Consider the following 19,180-nt stretch of genomic DNA (forward strand, 5'->3'; position numbering starts at 1 on the left):
GGCATCGGCAATTTACGGAAGCCTATCCTCTGAGCCCCTTCACAAAAAGCTCTGCGGGTCGATGTCGACCTGGACGCGTACCGAACCCCGTATCTTCGGTCCCTCAGCCAGCATGGTGCGGATGAATCCTTGCATGTCGGCGCGCCGTTCGCCCTGGATCAGCAGGCGAAAGCGATGGCGCCCGCCGATCAATGATAGCGGCGCCTCGGCCGGGCCGAGCACGAACAGGTCGCTGGCCTGCGGCGCGGCTCGGCGCAGGCCGCGGGCGTGCCCTTCGGCTTCCGCCCGTGTCGCCGCGCTGACGATGACGCCGGCCAGCCGGCCGAAGGGCGGCAGCCCCGCCCGCTCGCGTTCGGCGATCTCACGTTCGTAGAAGGCCTCGGCATCGCCGGAGACGATCGCCCGCATTACGGGATGGTCGGGCTGGAAAGTCTGCAGCAGGCCAAGGCTCTTCTTGCCGGTGCGGCCGGCGCGGCCGGTCACCTGGCTGAGCAGTTGGAAAGTGCGCTCGGCGGCGCGCGGATCGCCATTGGCAAGGCCGAGATCGGCATCGACCACACCGACCAGCGTCATGTTGGGGAAATTATGGCCCTTGGCGACGAGTTGCGTGCCGATGACGATGTCGGCCTCGCCATTGGCGATGGCTTCAAGCTCGAGCCGCAGCCGGCGCACGCCGCCCATCAGGTCGGACGACAGTACGATAGTGCGGGCATCGGGGAAATGCGCGACGACCTCCTCGGCGATGCGCTCGACGCCCGGCCCGCAGGCGACCAGATGATCGAGCGTACCGCATTCCGGACAGGCTTCGGGCCGGCGTTCATTGTGCCCGCAGTGGTGGCAGACGAGCTGGCCGCGAAAGCGGTGCTCGACCAGCCAGGCCGAGCAGACCGGACAGCCGAAGCGGTGGCCGCAGACCCGGCAGAGCGTCAGCGGCGCATAGCCGCGCCGGTTGAGGAACAGCAGCGACTGTTCCTTTCTTTCCAGCGTCTGCCGCATATGGCCGAGCAGCACCGGCGACAGGAAGCCGCCGCGTGCCGGCGGCGCGCGGCGCATGTCGATCGTCTTGAGATCGGGAAGTGCCGCCTCGGCAAAGCGCGCCGAAAGCACCGCCCTGCTGTAGCGGCCCTGGCTGGCATTGACCCGGCTTTCGACCGACGGTGTCGCCGAGGCGAGCACGACCGGAAAGCCGCCGATATGGCCGCGCACCACGGCCATGTCGCGCGCGTTGTAAAAGACGCGATCCTCCTGCTTGTAGGCGGGATCGTGCTCTTCGTCGACGACGATCAGTCCAAGCTCCCTGAACGGCAGGAACAGCGCCGAGCGCGCGCCGGCGACGACCCGCACGCCGCCTTCCGCCACCTGTCGCCAGACCTTTTCGCGCATTCTTGGCGGCAGGTCCGAGTGCCACTCCGCCGGCTTGGCACCGAACCGCTCCTGGAAGCGTTCGAGGAAAGCGTGGGTCAGCGCAATTTCCGGCAGCAGGATCAGCACCTGCTTGCCACGATCGAGCGCGGCCGCGACCGCCTCGAAATAGACCTCCGTCTTGCCGGATCCGGTTACACCGTCGAGCAGGGTGACCCCGAATGTACCGGTCGCGACATTGGCGCGCAGCGTCTCGGCGGCATCGCTCTGGTCGGGCATCAGTGAAGGCACGGCGTAGCCGGGATCGGGTGCTGCGACCACCGGCCGCGGCGGGATCATCACCGTCTGGAATACGCCCTGCGCCCGCAGCCCGTCCACCACCGACGACGACACGCCTGCCGCATGCGCCAGGCCGGATCGCGTCCAGGCAAGTCCGCCTTCGGCCGTCTCCAGCACGCGCGTCCTCGCCTCCGTCATCCGGTCGGGCTTGGCGAAGGTGCGCTGCAGCCCTTCGATCCACGGCTCCGGGTCGAACGCCTCCGGCGCCCTGAGCAGCATGCGCGCCACCATGCCGGGCGGCGACAGTGTGTACTGCGCCACCCAATCGACAAAACGCCGCATCGCGCGGTCGATCGGCGGGCAGTCGAAAACCTGCTCGATCGGCCGCAATTTCTTCGCGTCAACCTTTTCGACGGCGCCGTCCCAGACGATGCCGGCGACCTGGCGGGGCCCAAGCGGAACGCGCACGATCGAGCCCGGCACGACGCGCATGCCAGCCGGCACGGCATAGGTGTAGGGGCGCTCGGCGGGCATCGGCACCAGCACCGGTGCGGCCGCGACAAAGGGCGAATCTTCGATCATGAGGCGTGACCTTGCCCCGACTTTGGTCTAGATCAAAGTCCGACCCCAAATGTGCATGACGTGCACATGAAAAATCTTCAGGAGACCGCCATGAAATTTTTTGTCGACACCGCCGATGTCAAGGAAATCCGCGAGCTGAACGATTTGGGGCTGCTCGACGGCGTAACCACCAATCCGTCGCTGATCCTGAAATCCGGCGGCAAGATCGCCGACGTCACAAGAGAGATCTGCGAGATCGTCAAGGGCCCAGTCTCGGCCGAAGTCGTCGCCACCGAATACAAGGACATGATGGCGGAGGCCAAGATCCTGGCCAGGATCGCCGACAATGTCTGCATCAAGGTGCCGCTGACGCTCGACGGCCTGAGAGCCTGCAAGGACATCCGGTCGGACGGCCGCATGGTCAACGTCACGCTGTGCTTCTCGGCCACCCAGGCGCTGCTCGCCGCCAAGGCCGGCGCCTCCTTCATCTCGCCCTTCGTCGGCCGCATCGACGACAGCGGCTGGGACGGCATGGAGCTGATTGCCGATATCCGCACCATCTACGACAATTATGACTTCCAGACTGAAATCCTGACCGCTTCGGTGCGTACCGTGAACCATGTCAAGCAGGCGGCGCTGATCGGTGCCGATGTCATCACCGCGCCGCCGGCGACGCTCAAGGCGCTGGTCAAGCACCCGCTGACCGACAAGGGCCTGGAACTGTTCCTCGCCGACTGGGCAAAGACCGGGCAGAAGATCGGCTGAAGCGACTGTCCTACGAACAAAAAAGGCCGAGCAATCGGCCTTTTTTTGCAGATTGCGCACTCTGGAAAGACCTAGCTTGCCGCCGGCCTGCCGTGCTTGATCAGATCCTGGGCAATCGACAGCCGCAGCACATCTGCCAGCTCGCGCGCCGCACGGTTCTCGGCGTCGATCTGGGCCCGGTATGACGCGAATTCCTGGCGCGGCCTGTCGTATGACGACGGAATCGAGCGCTTGCCCCTCGCTATGACCGTGCCCGTCTTGGCATCGCTGAGCACATAGTTGGCAGTCAGCGTCACAGTGCCGGCGGTCGGCTCGTCCTCGTCGGTCGTGACCTGCTCGATTGCCGCCGATTCGACGAGTTCGGAGACGCCGAGATCAAGCGAATAGACCGGCGAAGCCGGCTCGCCGGCGCCCTGGCCAAGCGCGAAGATCAAATTGTTGCGGACCTGCTGGGCGTAGCGGGTCTTGACCGGCTTGACCGAGATCGATGCCAGCTCGGCAGCGGCGCCGACCTGCGAGCCGGCGATCAGCGGCGCGCTCGAATAGAGCGGCCGCACCGTGCAGGCGGAAACCAGCGCCACCGAGGCGAGCAGCCCGTAAAGCACGACACGGCGCAGCGTCAGCTCCGCTTTTTTCGGATCAGGCAACGACATTGACGATCCTCTGCGGCACGATGATCACCTTGCGCGGCGCCTTACCTTCGAGCGCTTTCTGCACGAACTCGAGAGCCAGAACCGCTTTTTCGACCGCACCTTGGTCCGCGTCGCGGGCAATTGTCAAATCACCGCGCTTCTTGCCGTTGACCTGGACCGGCAGCACGATCTCGGCGTCGACGACAAGCGAGGCATCGTAGTCCGGCCAGGGCCGTTCGGCGACAAGGTCGGTGCCGCCGAGCGTCTGCCAGCACTCCTCGGCCAGATGCGGCATGACCGGCGCGATCAGGTGCACCAGGATCTCGACGGCCTCACGGCAGGCCGCTTGCAGGGCCGGACCGGCCTTGCCCTCTGCCGCCTCGTTGAGCGGTACGGTCAAGGCATTGGCGAGCTCATAGATGCGGGCGATGGCGCGGTTGAAGGCGAGCTTTTCGATATCCTCGCCGACCAACTTCAGGATCTTGTGCGCGGCCTTGGACACTGTCCCGGCCTCGCCGTCCTTCGCCGCCTCTGGCCGGACTCCGGCGAGCGATTCGGCAGCCGTCGACACCAGGCGCCAGATGCGCTGGATGAAGCGATGCGCGCCGGCCGCACCCTCGTCGGTCCATTCGACATCGCGCTCGGGCGGCGAGTCCGACAGCATGAACCAGCGCGCCGTATCGGCGCCGTAGCCGTCGGTGATCTCTTCCGGACTCACCGTATTCTTCTTCGACTTCGACATTTTTTCGAGCGGACCGATCACCGCCTCTTCGCCGGTGGCGATTTCGAAGGCGCGGCGCTTGCCGTCGGCGTCTTCCAGCCTGACCTCGCTTGGCGCAAGCCAGCGGCCGTTCGAGGCGCCGCCAACCCGATAGGTCTCGTGTACCACCATGCCTTGCGTGAACAGGCCCCTGAACGGCTCGGCGAGATCGACATGGCCGGTCTCGCGCATGGCGCGGGTGAAAAAGCGCGAATAGAGCAAATGCAGGATCGCATGCTCAATACCGCCAATATACTGGTCGACCGGCAGCCATTCAGTCGCGGCCTCGGGATCGGTCGGATCGTTTGCCCACGGCGCGGTGAAGCGCGCGAAATACCACGAAGAATCGACAAATGTGTCCATCGTGTCGGTTTCGCGCCGCGCATCCTTGCCGCAACGCGGGCATTTGACGTGCCGCCATGTCGGATGGCGATCGAGCGGATTGCCCGGCCGGTCGAACTCGATGTCGTCCGGCAGCTTGACCGGCAGGTCGGCTTTCGGCACCGGCACCACGCCGCAATCCTCGCAATGGATCATCGGGATCGGGCAGCCCCAATAGCGCTGGCGCGAAATGCCCCAGTCGCGCAGGCGGAAATTCACCTTGCGCTCGGCCATCGGCCGGTTGCCGATGGTCCTTTGTTCCAGCAGCTTCGCCACCTCGTCGAATGCCTGATCCGGCTTCATGCCGTCGAGGAAGCGCGAATTGATCATCGCGCCATCATCGACGTAAGCCTCGTCGATGACCTGGAAGCTTCCTTGATTCTCGCCTTCCGGCATCACCACCGGAATGACCGGAAGGCCGTATCTGTTGGCGAAGTCGAGGTCGCGCTGGTCATGTGCCGGGCAGCCGAAGATGGCGCCGGTGCCATAGTCCATCAGCACGAAATTGGCGACGTAGACGGGTAGCGTCCACCTCTCGTCGAACGGATGGACGACGCGAGTGCCGGTATCGAAACCCTTCTTCTCGGCCGTCTCCAAGGCCGCCGCCGAAGTGCCCATATGGCGGACTTCGTCGATGAACTTTGCCAGTGCCGGATTGTCTTCGGCGGCCTTTTTGGCCAGCGGATGGTCGGCCGCAATCGCCATGAAGGACGCGCCGAAGATCGTGTCGGGCCTTGTCGTATAGACTTCGAGCTCATGCTCGCCGGCGATTGGCTTGACCAGCGGCCAGCGGATCAGCAGCCCTTCTGAACGGCCGATCCAGTTCGCCTGCATCAGCTTCACTTTCTCCGGCCAGTCGTCGAGCTGATCGAGCGAATCCAGCAGATCCTGCGCATAATCGGTGATCTTGAAGAACCACTGCGTCAGCTCGCGCTGTTCCACCAGCGCGCCTGAGCGCCAGCCGCGTCCGTCGATGACCTGCTCGTTGGCAAGCACCGTCATGTCCTCCGGATCCCAGTTGACCTTGGAGGATTTGCGCGTCACCAGCCCCTTCTCGACGAAATCGAGGAACAGCATCTGCTGGCGGTGATAGTAGTCGACATCGCAGGTGGCGAACTCGCGCGCCCAATCGAGCGACAGGCCCATGACCTTGAGCTGCTCGCGCATGGCGGCGATGTTCTGATAGGTCCAGTCCTTGGGATGGACCTTGTTCTGCATCGCCGCGTTTTCGGCTGGCATGCCAAAGGCGTCCCAGCCCATCGGGTGCAGCACATTGAAACCCTTGGCCCGCTTGTAGCGCGCCACCACATCGCCCATCGTATAGTTGCGGGTATGGCCGATATGGATGCGCCCCGACGGATAGGGGAACATCTCCAGCACGTAGTATTTCGGGCGCGGGTCGTCATTGTCGGCTTCGAACAGCTTCTTGGCGTCCCAGGCCTTCTGCCATTTGGGCTCTGACGCGCGCGGATTGTATCGTTCGGTTGCCATCGGGTGTTTTTCACTTAAAAGCATGCGCGAGCCGCCGGACAATGCCCGGGCGGCTCAGGAAATGTCGTCGCGGTGTTCACCATGGATTGCCGGACCCGTCAACTGCGGCGATCCGGCGAAAAGCCAAACACAGGCAGGATATAGGCATGGCGAGCGCCGCCGAACAGCTTTTCACGGTCAAGGCAAGGATCGCTGCCGCCGAGCGCGAGGCAGGCCGTGAGGCCGGAGCGGTGACGCTGGTCGCGGTCTCGAAAACCTTCGACGCCGCCGATATCCGCCCCGTCATCGAGGCCGGCCAGCGCGTCTTCGGCGAAAACCGCGTCCAGGAAGCACAAGCCAAATGGCCGGCACTGCGGACGGCGTTTCCCGACGTCGAGCTGCATCTGATCGGTCCGCTGCAATCGAACAAGGCCAAGGAAGCGGTGGCATTGTTCGACGTCATCGAAACCATCGACCGTGAAAAGATCGCCGCAGAGCTGGCCAAGGAAATCGCCAGGCAGGGCAGGACGCCAAGGCTCTATGTCCAGGTCAACACCGGCTCCGAGCCGCAAAAGGCCGGCATCGAGCCACGCGAGGCTGTCGCCTTCGTCGCCCGCTGCCGCTCGGTTCACGCCCTCGCCATCGAAGGGCTGATGTGCATTCCGCCGGCCGACGAGAACCCCGGTCCGCATTTCGCGCTGCTGGAAAAGCTTGGGCTCGAGGCCTGCGTCGACAAGCTCTCCATGGGCATGTCCGGCGACTACGAAACCGCGATCGCCTTCGGCGCGACCAGTGTCAGGGTTGGATCGGCGATTTTCGGCGCCAGATGAGGCGCAGCCGACCTTAGGCCACAGGCTGACATTGACTAAGCCAGCGTATAGAAACGGAACGTTTCGTTCCTATATGGGTCGAGTTATTCTCAACCCGTCTGGAGCCACCATGCGTTACAATCAACTTGGAAATACGGGGATGTTCGTCTCCGAACTTTGCCTCGGCACGATGACGTTCGGCGCGGCCGGCGAGAATGCCCAATGGGGCCTGATCGCCAGCCTCGACCAGAAGGGCGTCGACGAGATCGTTGCCCGCTCCCTCGCCGCCGGCGTCAATTTCTTCGACACGGCGGATGTCTATTCCTTCGGCGCCTCGGAACGGCTTCTCGGCCAGTCGCTCAGGAACCTTGGCGTCAACCGTCAGGACGTGATCATCGCCACCAAGGTTCATGGCGCCATGGGCGGCGGCCCGAACCAGCGCGGTTCCTCGCGCGGCCACATCATGGATTCGGTCGAGAGCAGCCTCGAGCGGCTACAGCTCGATCACATCGATCTCTACCAGCTGCACGGCACCGACACGGTGACGCCGATCGACGAAACGCTGCGGGCGCTCGACGACCTGGTTGCCGCCGGCAAGGTCCGCTATGTCGGCGTCTCGAACTGGCAGGCCTGGCGCATCGCCAAGGCGCTGGGTATTGCGGAGCGCAAAGGCTTTGCCCGCTTCGAGACCGTGCAGTCGTATTATTCGATCGCCGGCCGCGATCTCGAGCGCGAAATCGTGCCGCTGCTCAACGAGGAGAAACTCGGGCTGATGGTCTGGTCGCCGATGGCTGGCGGCCTGCTCTCCGGCAAATACGGACCGGGCGCCCCCGGCAATGGCGAGGGCCGTCGCGCCAGCTTCAATTTCCCGCCGGTCAATGAGGACCGTGCCTGGGCAGCGGTCGCTGTCATGCGCGAGATCGCCGTCAAGCACGGCGTCAGCGTCGCCACGGTGGCGCTCGGCTATGTCCTGGCCAAGCCATTCGTGATGAGCGTCATCATCGGCGCCAGCCGCATGGAGCAGCTGGAACAGAACCTTGCAGCCACCGAGTTGCAGCTCGATGCCGATGATCTTGTTCGCCTCGACGAAGTCAGTGCCCTGCCCGCCGAATACCCGGGCTGGATGCTGGAGCGTCAGGCGGCCGGCCGGCGGCCGGCGCCCTTTGTGCCGAAAAAGTAGTTCAATTTACCTTCGATTTGATGCTTCGGGAGCCGGCAGGCTCCCTATCTTTTTTGGGCTCAAGTCAGCCGAACAGTCTCGACCAAAAAGTCCAAAAACGCCCGCACCCGCGCCGGCAGATACTTGCCTTGGCCGACATAGACGGCGTGGGTGAGTTCCTCGTCGCCGGGATTGAAATCTTCCAGCAGCGGCAGAAGCCGGCCGGCGGCAATGTCGGCCTCCACATGCCAGCGTGCCAGCCGGGCGATGCCCGCCCCCGAGAGCGCCATCAGCCGCATCGCCTCGCCGTCGCTGACCAGCGTATTTCCGATGATCGACAGGGTGATCGGTTTGCCGGCCGCGTCGATAAAAGGCCAGCCCTCGAGGTGACGAACGAAACGGAATCCCATCCGGTTGTGACGATCGAGGTCGGCGGGCGTCTTGGGCGTGCCACGCGCTTCGAGATACGATGGCGCCGCAACGACGACCACCCGGCTCTGCCCGAGCTTGCGCGCCACCAGCCGTGATTCGCCGAGTGGCCCGGCGCGGATGGCGACGTCAGCGCGCTCCTCCATCAGGTCGATGACATCGTCGGTCAACACCAGATCGACCGAGATTTCGGGGTAGCGCTCTAGGAAACGCGGCAAAAGCGGGATCAGCCGATGCTGCCCGAAAGGCACGTAGCTGTTGATCCGCAGCCGGCCACGTGGCGCGGCACCCGCCGCTGCCTCGCGCTCGGCCGCCGCCATGTCGGCAAGGACGCGCACGCCGCTGTCGAAGAACGCCGCCCCCTCCGGCGTCAGTTGCAGCTTGCGCGTCGAACGGCTGACCAGCCGCGCACCAAGCCGCGCCTCCAGCCGCGCGATCAGCTTGCTCACCGCCGACGGCGTCATCCGCAACGCGCGGGCAGCGGCTGAAAAGCTGCCCGCCTCGACGACGCGGACGAACACTTCGATCTCGCCGGAGCGATTGATGTCGGGCCTGGCCATTGGTGAATCTATTTCACAGACGATGTGCCCGATGCAAGGCTGGTTCACAGCACATCGCGGCACGATCTTCCGGATCGGGGCGTGGGAGGACACGGCGCCCGTCGTCAAAACTGGTCGTCATCGAAGTGGGAACCGCCATGCCCCTTGCTCTTTACGCTCTTGCCGCCGGTGCCTTTGGCATCGGCGTCACCGAATTCGTCATCATGGGCCTGCTGCTCGACGTCAGCACCGATCTCGGCGTCTCGATCTCAGCTGCCGGCCAGCTGATTTCCGGCTATGCGCTCGGCGTTGTCATCGGCGCGCCGCTGCTGACGATCGCAACCGGCCGTTGGCCGCGCAAAACCGTGCTTCTGGCGCTGATGGCGATCTTCACGCTGGGCAACCTCGCTTGTGCGCTTGCCCCAGACTACTGGACGCTGATGGGTGCGCGCGTGCTGACCGCCTTCGCCCACGGCACCTTCTTCGGCGTCGGCTCGGTCGTGGCGACCGGACTGGTGGCGCCCAACAAGAAAGCCTCGGCGATCGCCCTGATGTTCACCGGCCTGACCATCGCCAACATCCTCGGCGTGCCCTTCGGCACATGGCTCGGCCAAGCCTTCGGCTGGCGCGCGACCTTCTGGGCGGTGACCCTGGTCGGCATCGCCGCCTTTACCATCATTCTGCTGCTGGTGCCGCGCAGCCGAACAGAGCCTGAGAAGAGCAATTTGCGCGCCGATCTCGCCGTGCTCGGCCGCACGCCGGTCCTGCTTGGCTTTGCTACCACCGTGCTTGGCTATGCCGGCGTCTTCGCCGTCTTCACCTACATCGCCCCGTTGCTGACCGAGATCACCGGTTTTGACGAAGCAGCGGTGTCGCCGATCCTGCTGGTCTTCGGCGGCGGCCTCATCGCCGGCAACCTCGCCGGCGGCAAGTTCGCCGACCGCTGGTTGGTACCGTCCGTTCTCGGCAGTCTCGTCGTGCTGGCGATGGTGCTCGGCACCATGACCTTCGCCCTGCACAGCCAGGTCATGGCCGTTATCTATGTCGGCCTGCTCGGCGCCGCCGCCTTCGCCACCGTGGCGCCGCTGCAGATGTGGGTACTGGAAAAGGCGCAAGGCGCCGGCCAGAGCCTCGCCTCATCCTTCAACATCGCCGCCTTCAACCTCGGCAATGCTGCCGGCGCCTGGCTCGGCGGCGTGGTCATCGCCCATGGTCCCGGCCTCGATGCCGTCACCTGGGTCGCGGCCCTGTTGCCGCTTTCAGCGCTTGCCGTGGCGGCGTTTGCGCTACGCCTCGACCGAGATCCTGTCCTCGCCACACCGGAAATCGCACGGTCATAGAACGGCAAACCTCAACCAATCTTTGAAACAGCCATCCTTCCACAAGGAGCAAACCCATGGATTATCGAAATCTTGGCGCATCAGGCCTGAAGGTCCCGGCGCTCTCGTTCGGCGCTGGAACCTTCGGCGGTTCAGGCCCGCTGTTCGGCGCCTGGGGCAACAGCGATGCGACGGAAGCACGGCGGCTGGTCGACATCTGCCTTGAGGCCGGCGTCAACCTGTTCGACACCGCCGATGTCTATTCGAATGGCGCTTCCGAACAAGTGCTCGGCGCTGCCATCAAGGGCCGCCGCGACGCCGTGCTGATCTCGACCAAGACCTCGCTGCCGATGGGCGACGGTCCCAACGATGCCGGCTCGTCACGTTCACGCCTGATCAAGGCCGTCGAAGACGCGCTGGGGCGCCTTGGCACCGACTACATCGACCTGCTGCAACTGCACGCCTTCGACGCTGCAACACCGATCGAGGAGGTGCTGTCGATACTGGACAGTCTCGTGCGCGCCGGCAAACTGCGTTATGTCGGCGTCTCCAATTTTTCCGGCTGGCAAGTGATGAAATCGCTCGGCCTGGCGGGCAGATACGGCTATCCCCGATACGTCGCCCATCAGGTCTATTACTCGCTGGTCGGACGCGACTATGAATGGGAGTTGATGCCGCTCGGCCTCGACCAGGGTGTCGGTGCGCTGGTGTGGAGCCCGCTCGGCTGGGGCCGCCTGACCGGCAAGATCCGCCGTGGCCAGAAGCTGCCTGAGAAAAGCCGGCTGCACGACACGGCAAGCTTCGGACCGCCCGTCGAGGATGAGCATCTCTATCGGGTCGTCGACGCGCTTGATGTTGTCGCCGAGGAAACCGGCAAGACCATACCGCAGATCGCCATCAATTGGCTGCTACAGCGGCCGACCGTCGCCTCCGTCATCGTCGGCGCGCGCAACGAGGAGCAGTTGCGCCAGAATCTCGGCGCCGTCGGCTGGTCGTTGACAGCCGAGCAGATGAAGAAGCTCGACACGGCAAGTGAGGTCACCGCACCCTATCCGTATTTTCCCTATCGCCGGCAGGAGGGTTTTGCCCGGCTGAACCCGCCCGCAGTCTGACGCTCCAAAAGCTGGGCGGCGGCTCCCAGGCTGCCGCCCGCCCGGCTAATGCAGAACGAACTCGCCGTCGACCTTGCGCCATTCGTTCGGCGCGATCAGCTTCTGGTGCGTGTAGCTGACCGAATGCAGCGGGCCTTCGAGCTTGGCCTTCCAGAACTCGATGAAGCGGATCAGCACCGGGAATTTCGGGGCGATGTCGTAATCCTGCCAGATGAAGCTCTGCAGCAGATGCGGATGATCTGGAAAGTGATAAAGAATCTTGGCCGTGGTCAAGCCATAGCCCTTGAGCATCAGGTCCATTTCTGAATGGTCGCGCATTGCGGTCCCCTGGTTGATTCTCCTTCCTCCCAGCCTGAAATTGTGCACCCCATTTACTTATTCGTCTATTGATATTTCTGCGATCAAACTAGATTCCTCCCGCAAAAACATGCGCTTAGCAGCCGCCTCACGAGAGTGCTGACACCGCCCGGCAAGGCACCTGTGGCATCCCGCCGCGCGAATCCAACGTCTAATGTTGCCGTCACCGCCGAACTGTTAATAATGCGCGCGAATTCGCGGCCGCATCGCCGCGATCCTGCCGGCAGTCAAGCCGGCGGTTTTGGTTTTGGGGAGGAAGGCGAAGAAATGTCCGATGTTCATGTCCATCGCGTCCAGCCGGCGTGGAAGAAGAACGCGCTGATTGACAATGACACCTACCTGAAATGGTACGCCGACAGCGTCAAGAACCCGGACAAGTTCTGGGGCAAGCACGGCAAGCGCATCGACTGGTTCAAGCCGTACAGCAAGGTCAAGAACACGTCCTTCGACGGCCAGGTCTCGATCAAATGGTTCGAGGATGGCCAGACCAACGTTTCCTGGAACTGCATCGACCGGCATCTGAAGAAGCGCGGCGAACAGACCGCCATCATCTGGGAAGGCGACAATCCCTACGACGACAGGAAGATCACCTATAACGAGCTTTACGCGCATGTCTGCCGCCTCGCCAATGTGATGAAAAAGCAGGGCGTCAAGAAGGGCGACCGCGTAACCATCTACATGCCGATGATCCCGGAGGCCGCTTATGCGATGCTCGCCTGCACGCGCATCGGCGCCATTCATTCGGTCGTCTTCGGCGGCTTTTCGCCGGATGCGCTGGCCGGACGCATCGATGACTGCAAGTCGACCTTCGTCATCACCGCTGACGAAGGCCTGCGGGGCGGCAAGCCTATCCCGCTGAAGGAGAACACCGACAAGGCGATCGAGATCGCCGCCAAGGCCGGAACGAAAGTCGAAAAGGTCTTGGTCGTGCGCCGGACCGGCGGCAAGACCGGCTGGGCCGCCGGGCGCGACGTCTGGTACCATGACGAGGTCGCCACGGTTAAGGCCGAATGCAAGCCCGAGAAGATGAACGCCGAGGACCCGCTGTTCATCCTCTACACATCCGGCTCGACCGGCAAGCCGAAGGGCGTGCTGCACACCACCGCCGGCTATCTCGTCTATGTCTCGATGACCCACCAATATGTCTTCGACTATCATGACGGCGATATCTACTGGTGCACCGCCGATGTCGGCTGGGTCACCGGCCACAGCTATATCGTCTACGGGCCGCTCGCCAACGGCGCCACCACGCTGATATTCGAAGGCGTGCCGAACTACCCGTCGCAGTCGCGTTTCTGGGACGTGATCGACAAGCACAAGGTCAACATCTTCTACACGGCGCCGACGGCGTTGCGCGCGCTGATGGGCGCCGGCGATGCCCATGTCACCAAAACGTCGCGCAAGTCGCTGCGCGTGCTCGGCACCGTCGGCGAGCCGATCAATCCGGAAGCCTGGGAGTGGTATTTCAACGTCGTCGGCAACGGCAAGGTGCCGATCGTCGATACCTGGTGGCAGACCGAGACCGGCGGCATCATGATCACGCCGGTTCCGGGCGCCACCCACCTCAAGGCGGGTTCGGCGACGCGGCCCTTCTTTGGAGTCAAGCCGCAGCTAGTCGATACCGACGGCAAGGTGCTCGAAGGCGAAGCCAGCGGCAATCTTTGTATTGCCGACTCATGGCCGGGCCAGACGCGCACCGTCTATGGCGATCACGACCGCTTCGTGCAGACCTATTTCTCGACCTACAAGGGCAGATACTTCACCGGCGACGGCTGCCGCCGCGATGCTGACGGCTACTACTGGATCACCGGCCGCGTCGACGACGTCATCAACGTCTCCGGCCACCGCATGGGCACCGCCGAGGTCGAATCGGCGCTGGTTTCGCATGGGAAGGTCTCGGAGGCCGCCGTCGTCGGCTACCCGCACGATATCAAGGGCCAGGGCATCTACTGCTATGTCACGCTGATGGCCGGCGAGACGCCAAGCGAGGAATTGCGCCAGGAGCTCGTCGCCCATGTCCGCAAGGAGATCGGCGCCATCGCTTCGCCCGACAAGATCCAGTTCGCGCCCGGCCTGCCGAAGACGCGTTCCGGCAAGATCATGCGACGCATCCTGCGCAAGATCGCCGAGGATGATTTTGCCGCGCTCGGCGATACCTCGACGCTGGCCGATCCGGCGGTCGTCGACGACCTTATCGCCAACCGGCAAAACAAGAAGGGCTGATGCAACCCGCATTGGGCGCCGTCACCGAGCTTTGGCGCTATCCCGCGAGCTCGCTCGCCGGCGAGTTTCAGCAGGCGATCTCCGTCGACTGGCATACCGTCGAAGGCGACCGCCTGTTTGGTCTTGTCGATACCTCGACCGATGAAATCGCACGGCCCGACCGCGAAGCGAAATGGCACAAGGTGCCCCGCATCCGCACCCGGCTGTCGCAGGCCGGCAGGCTGGAGGTCGCCATCCCCGACGGACGCTGGCTTTCGGCACCTGGCGCGCAAAGTGATCGCGCCATTTGCGCCTATCTCGGCTTTGCGGCTTCCATCCGGCCGTTCCGTCGGGAAAATGCGGCTCCGGATTACGCCGGCCCTCTGCTGACGGAACGCTACGTCAAAGCCCCTATTCATCTGCTGACCACCGCCTCACTGGCGCGTTTGAAAGTGCTGCATCCAGAGGGCACCGCCGACGCGCGCCGCTTCCGCCCCAACATCGTCGTCGATATGCCGGAGGTCGAGGGATCGTTCCCCGAGACGGAATGGATCGGGCGCAAGCTGGCGATTGGCGACCTGCTCCTGACCATCTCCGAGCCGTGCCGCCGCTGCGGCTTCACCATCATTGGCCAGGACGGGTTCGACCACGACCCGGCAATCCTGCGCAGCCTGGTCCGCCACAACGCCCATAACCTCGGCGTCTACTGCACCGTCGATCGACCGGCCCGCGTCGAGATCGGCGCCACGATGCGCCTCCTGTAGCTATCGGTACAAATCCGCCCGCGTCGGCGGCAGGCCGCTCGGCCCACGCGCGCGCCTTGTGGCGACGGTCTGGAAAACCTGCGCCGAGGCGCGTTCGAAGGTAATCGAGCAGCCGGTGAGATAAAGCAGCCAGAGCCGCGCCTTGGCTTCGCCGACCTCGGCGATAGCTTCGTCGAAGCGTGCGCGGAGGCGCTCGGCCCATAGCCTGCAGGTGCGCGCATAGTGCTCGCGCAAATTTTCGACGTCGTAGACGAGGAAGCCGTGCGCCTCGAGATTGCCGAGCGTCATGCCGATCGTATCGAGTTCGCCGCCCGGAAAAATGTATTTGATCAGCGCCTTGAATTCCGGCCCCTTGCGCAGCGTCTTCTTCAAGCTGCCCTTGTCGCGCCGGGTGATGGCGTGGTGCAGATAAATGCCGCCCGGCTTGAGCAGGCGATGGATCCTCGAGAAATAGGCCGCATGGTTGGCAAGCCCCAGATGCTCGAACATGCCGATCGACGAGATCTTGTCGAAGGAGCCGGACAGCTCGGCATAGGACTTGATCTCGATGGTGATGCGGTCCTCCAGCCCCGCGGCGCGGATGCGTTCACGGGCGAGCTCGGTCTGTGCTTCCGATAGCGAAACGCCGTGGCCGACGACGCCATAATTCTTCACCGCATGGATTAGCATCGCTCCCCAGCCGCAGCCGATGTCGAGCAATCTGTCGCCGGGCTTCAGCCGAAGCTTGCGGCAGATATGGTCGAGCTTGTCTCTCTGGGCCTGATCGATATCGTTGGCGAAATCCTTGAAGTAGCCGCAGCTATAGACCAAGCGCTCGTCGAGGAAGAGCCGGTAGAATGCGTTGGAAATGTCGTAATGATGCTGGATCGCCTCCTTGCTCGAACCGCTGACGAAAGGATTGCGGCCGGAAAGATCGGTTCGCGTCGTCATCTGTTTTCGCGAAAACAGCACCGCCGGCAGGTCGCGCAGGATCGCCAGCTTCGGCAATGTCTTGAGCTTCGTCCTGAGCTTGCCGTGCGTGGGCAAGGCGTAGAAATCGAACAGCGATCCGTCTTCGACGTCGACCGCCTTGGCAATCCACATCTCGATCAGCGTCGATAAGGAGGGCCGACGTACGATCTGCCAGACGATGTCCTGGTCGTTGATAGTGAGCACCGGGCCGGTAGCCGGGCCGATCCGCTCGCCTGTCCACAGCCTCACCGCGAAACCCGGCTTCAGCGTCTCGATGACCGTCCGGACAATCCGGGCCGCTCTCTCGGCTGCCTCCATCCCCGTCCTCCCTTACCCGGCAAATAACGGCCCGGAACAATCGCGGCTCGATCTTGCCTGCCCGATCGGCCGGCCGCAAGCCGCCCGGGTGCACAAGCACGCTTGTTCAGGATTTTCGAGTGCCGCGCCTTGCCATTTGCTGGATGACACCCCATCATGAGGAAGTGTTCAACAAATCGAAAGGAGGTGATCCGATGTCGAGTGATTTCGTTTTCCAGAACGTGGCCTCAGCGGATCGCACTTTCGGGAAGCAGTCTTCCCGTTAAGGCGCGAGATGCGCGGCTGGCGACCAACCGTCGCCGCCAGGAGCCGCGCCATGGACGGAAACACGGAAGGCCGCCGACTTCGCAAGAAGCGGCGGCCTTTTCCTTTTTGGGCTGTTGTCCCTTATTTGGTTACGGTCAACATCTCGACGTTGCGCGCTATGTCCTGGAAAGCCTGGTTGAGTTCGGTTCCATTGGCAGCTTGGTAGAAGTGCTTGATCTTGGCGGTGTCCGGGCTCGCGCAATCCTGGAGCGTCGCCTTGGCATTCGTTTCGTTCAGGTCAAACCCAATAGTGAAGATCTCGATGTCGTTGTCGCGCATGGCAGCGCAAAGTTTCTTGGCGGCCGTGCGGGTCGGCTCCTTACCGGCGTCATTGTAGACGTCGCTCACCGTGCTCGCATCGAAGTAGGACAGGTTGAATTCGCCGTCGGTCATCAGGATCGCGATTTTGGCGACCTTTTTTGGATCCATCTTGGCCGGCCGCTGCGAAGTCCTCATTATGCTCCCCCAGTTCTCCGAGAGCATGTACCAGGTCCACTGCACGCCGATATGGCCGGCGGTGCCGCCGGAGGCGACGAAATTCTTGATGACCGTCTTGAGCGCCGTCGCATCCGCCGTCAGCGGCATCAGCGTGGCGGCCGGGCAGGCGGCGGTGCCGGTTTGCCAGGCGAAGGACGACAGCAGGTAGTCGCGGTTGACCATGCTGGCGTCGGGGCCTGCGTCCGAATATTGGTAGGTCCCCTTGCGTTCGGTGGCGCAATTGTCAGGACGGATGAGGCCCGAGACATACTGCACGGCGTCATTGGCCGGCGCCTGTTTGCGTTGACTGGCGGTGGTTTCCACATAGACGCTGCTGGCGGCAAGCGCGCCGGCATTCACCGAATTCGCGTAAGGCACGATGGCAACCCGCACACGTGGCTTGGCAGGGTCCTGGCCGCCCAGGAAACTGTCGACGGCATTCGCCGCGGCCGCCCGTAGATCGATGATTTTCTGGCCGGCCATCGACCCGGTCACGTCCAGCATCATAGCGACTTCGATCTGCTTGTCCGAATAGAGCGCCGTCGTCGATGCGGGGACGCGTTGCATGCCACCCGTGCTGAAAAGCGGGAAATAGTAGTTGACGTTGACATGGACGTCCGCCTGGACAGTCTTGGCTGTCCTGTCGACAACCAGATTGTCGAGGACGATCTGGTTGTCCTGGAGGATACCCGCCGTGCTGTTGGCATCGAGAAAGGCCTGCACCGATTTGCTGGCGTCGGCCTCGCTGATGACGCCGGTTGTCAGGTCGCGGGCCGTCGAGGTGACCGCTGCATCGACCACGCCTTGCAGGCTCGATTTTACATTGTAGAGTTGGGACACGTTGACCGCAAAGCCGACACTCAGTGCCAGCACTGAGCCGATTATCCCAAACAGGACCGCGAAATTTCCGCTGCGATCGGCGGCAAAGCCGCCGATCGTCTGAACAAGACCCCCGAAACGCCGCATTCCTTCCGCCTCCATTCGCTACAGCCTGCAGCTGTCCGAACGCGCATTGCAGGAATCCGGCCGGATCGCGCCGCCAGGCCCGGGAAAGCGACCGGCCCGCGATCAGGTCATTGTTTCCAAACGGTTTCGAACGGCGGCAGAGTAAACAGCGGGTAAACGAAAGCTGCGCCGGCACGGCTTTGTTGACAAAGCGCTTACCACGAACAGGCTCGCAATTCAGGACGACTGGACTGCGTCCCAATCCGGTACAGACGAGATGTATCGAACCGGTTCAGCACGATCGCGGTGGCGGGAAATGGAAACACGGACTGTGAATGTGTCCCGAAAGACTAGCTCAGCATCCGTGCGCTGACCGTCTTGTCGACGCCACGATAAGGCGGCTTGAACAGATTACCTTCCTGCTCGTGCGTCCAGACCTTGAACAGGGTGAGCCGATGCGGGCCAAAACTGTGCAGCAGCGGCACGTCGGTGGCGTCGCGGCCGCGGGCGATGACGACGCGGCCGATCCTCGGCACATTGTGGCGAGGATCGAAAGTGTACCACCTGCCGTCGAGGAACACTTCCACCCACGCCGAGAAATCCATCGGCGCCGGATCGGCGGGCACGCCGATATCGCCGAGATAGCCGTTCACGTAGCGGGCCGGGATGTTCATGCAGCGGCAGAGCGTGATCGCCAGATGGGCAAAGTCGCGGCAGACGCCGACGCGTTCCTCATGCGCCTGCGCCGCCGTGCGGGTCGAGCGCGCATAGCCGTAGCCGAAGGACAGGCGGTTGTGGACATAGTCGACGATGGCCTGCGCCCGCGCCCAGCCCGGCGGAAGCTGGCCGAAAAGTTGCCAGGCCAGGTCGCCGAGATGGTCGGTTTCGCAGTAACGGCTGCCGAGCAGATAGCCGAGCACCTCGTCCGGCAATTCGGCAACCGGGACTTCTCTCGCCAGCGTGTTGACTTCGTCCGTCTCGCCGCTGTCCTCGACCACCGCGTCATAAAGGATCCGAAAGCTTCCGGCCGGCGCCGTGAAGCGGCGGCAGCTATTGCCGAAAAGGTCGTGGTAGACCCTGGTCGGGACCGACGGCGAGGTCAGCACGCGCGTCTGCCGCTTGATGTCGGCCTGGCGATCCCTGTGGATATCGAGCAATGAAACGACCGGCGTTGCTGCAACGCATTCAATGGCAATTTCATAGCCGAGCCGAATCAGCATCGCCCTCCCCTACGATCGTCATGGAAGATAGTGCCGATCAACGCGGGACAGTGCGTGGCGGTT

Annotated in this window: 15 protein-coding genes; 7 read left to right on the forward strand and 8 right to left on the reverse strand. The window is 63.4% G+C overall.

Features of this window, described 5'->3' with window-relative positions; all coding sequences use genetic code 11:
• Window positions 1-39 precede the first annotated feature (39 nt).
• Window positions 40-2,223: a primosomal protein N' gene (locus tag NKI59_RS14105; protein WP_352704840.1), complete on the reverse strand. Its 2,184-nt coding sequence runs from the start codon at window positions 2,221-2,223 to the stop codon at window positions 40-42.
• 90 nt (window positions 2,224-2,313) lie between these two features.
• Here NKI59_RS14105 and fsa point away from each other — a divergent pair, with 90 nt between their 5' ends.
• The gene (gene fsa, locus NKI59_RS14110) at window positions 2,314-2,967 is read left to right on the forward strand and encodes a fructose-6-phosphate aldolase (RefSeq protein WP_023678103.1); all 654 of its coding nucleotides are present in this window, start codon (window positions 2,314-2,316) and stop codon (window positions 2,965-2,967) included.
• Window positions 2,968-3,038: 71 nt separating this feature from the next.
• Here fsa and NKI59_RS14115 read toward each other — a convergent pair whose 3' ends face one another.
• Complete coding sequence (locus NKI59_RS14115) at window positions 3,039-3,620, reverse strand: LPS assembly lipoprotein LptE (RefSeq protein ID WP_352613270.1); 582 nt, start codon at window positions 3,618-3,620, stop codon at window positions 3,039-3,041.
• Window positions 3,607-6,231 (reverse strand): leucine--tRNA ligase, encoded by a 2,625-nt coding sequence (leuS, locus tag NKI59_RS14120; RefSeq protein ID WP_352471287.1) that lies wholly within the window; start codon window positions 6,229-6,231, stop codon window positions 3,607-3,609. Before leuS ends, NKI59_RS14115 begins: the two co-directional genes overlap by 14 nt.
• Window positions 6,232-6,377: 146 nt before the next feature.
• On the opposite strand from leuS, the gene NKI59_RS14125 reads away from it, so the two are divergent.
• Entirely contained in the window at window positions 6,378-7,040 is a 663-nt protein-coding gene (locus tag NKI59_RS14125; protein ID WP_352471288.1) for a YggS family pyridoxal phosphate-dependent enzyme, read from the forward strand.
• A gap of 109 nt (window positions 7,041-7,149) precedes the next feature.
• Window positions 7,150-8,199: an aldo/keto reductase gene (locus NKI59_RS14130; RefSeq protein ID WP_352471289.1), complete on the forward strand. Its 1,050-nt coding sequence runs from the start codon at window positions 7,150-7,152 to the stop codon at window positions 8,197-8,199.
• A 59-nt stretch (window positions 8,200-8,258) separates the two neighbouring features.
• Here the strand turns inward: NKI59_RS14130 and NKI59_RS14135 are convergent, their stop codons facing one another.
• Window positions 8,259-9,167: a LysR family transcriptional regulator gene (locus tag NKI59_RS14135; protein WP_352500794.1), complete on the reverse strand. Its 909-nt coding sequence runs from the start codon at window positions 9,165-9,167 to the stop codon at window positions 8,259-8,261.
• A gap of 137 nt (window positions 9,168-9,304) precedes the next feature.
• Between NKI59_RS14135 and NKI59_RS14140 the strand changes: the two genes are divergently transcribed.
• Complete coding sequence (locus tag NKI59_RS14140; protein ID WP_352704842.1) at window positions 9,305-10,486, forward strand: MFS transporter; 1,182 nt, start codon at window positions 9,305-9,307, stop codon at window positions 10,484-10,486.
• 56 nt (window positions 10,487-10,542) lie between these two features.
• Window positions 10,543-11,577: an aldo/keto reductase gene (locus tag NKI59_RS14145; RefSeq protein WP_352704844.1), complete on the forward strand. Its 1,035-nt coding sequence runs from the start codon at window positions 10,543-10,545 to the stop codon at window positions 11,575-11,577.
• A gap of 45 nt (window positions 11,578-11,622) precedes the next feature.
• Here NKI59_RS14145 and NKI59_RS14150 read toward each other — a convergent pair whose 3' ends face one another.
• Complete coding sequence (locus NKI59_RS14150) at window positions 11,623-11,895, reverse strand: usg protein (protein WP_023678111.1); 273 nt, start codon at window positions 11,893-11,895, stop codon at window positions 11,623-11,625.
• Between the two features lie 306 nt (window positions 11,896-12,201).
• On the opposite strand from NKI59_RS14150, the gene acs reads away from it, so the two are divergent.
• Together acs and NKI59_RS14160 are read left to right on the forward strand one after the other, a co-directional pair.
• Window positions 12,202-14,157 carry an acetate--CoA ligase gene (acs, locus tag NKI59_RS14155; protein ID WP_352704846.1) on the forward strand — a complete coding sequence of 652 codons (1,956 nt, stop codon included), beginning with the start codon at window positions 12,202-12,204 and terminating at the stop codon, window positions 14,155-14,157.
• On the forward strand, window positions 14,157-14,900 hold the full coding sequence (locus tag NKI59_RS14160; RefSeq protein ID WP_352704848.1) for an MOSC domain-containing protein: 744 nt from the start codon (window positions 14,157-14,159) through the stop codon (window positions 14,898-14,900). Before acs ends, NKI59_RS14160 begins: the two co-directional genes overlap by 1 nt.
• Here NKI59_RS14160 and NKI59_RS14165 read toward each other — a convergent pair whose 3' ends face one another.
• From NKI59_RS14165 to NKI59_RS14175, 3 genes are all read right to left on the reverse strand, one after another.
• Window positions 14,901-16,169, reverse strand: coding sequence for a class I SAM-dependent methyltransferase (locus NKI59_RS14165; RefSeq protein ID WP_352704850.1), 1,269 nt, complete (start codon window positions 16,167-16,169; stop codon window positions 14,901-14,903).
• Window positions 16,170-16,556: 387 nt separating this feature from the next.
• The gene (locus NKI59_RS14170; RefSeq protein ID WP_352704852.1) at window positions 16,557-17,918 is read right to left on the reverse strand and encodes a pilus assembly protein TadG-related protein; all 1,362 of its coding nucleotides are present in this window, start codon (window positions 17,916-17,918) and stop codon (window positions 16,557-16,559) included.
• A gap of 329 nt (window positions 17,919-18,247) precedes the next feature.
• Entirely contained in the window at window positions 18,248-19,117 is an 870-nt protein-coding gene (locus tag NKI59_RS14175) for a transglutaminase-like domain-containing protein (RefSeq protein ID WP_352704854.1), read from the reverse strand.
• Between the last annotated feature and the right edge of the window lie 63 nt (window positions 19,118-19,180).

The sequence above is a fragment of the Mesorhizobium sp. M0598 genome (assembly GCF_040320865.1).
GTDB lineage: Bacteria > Pseudomonadota > Alphaproteobacteria > Rhizobiales > Rhizobiaceae > Mesorhizobium.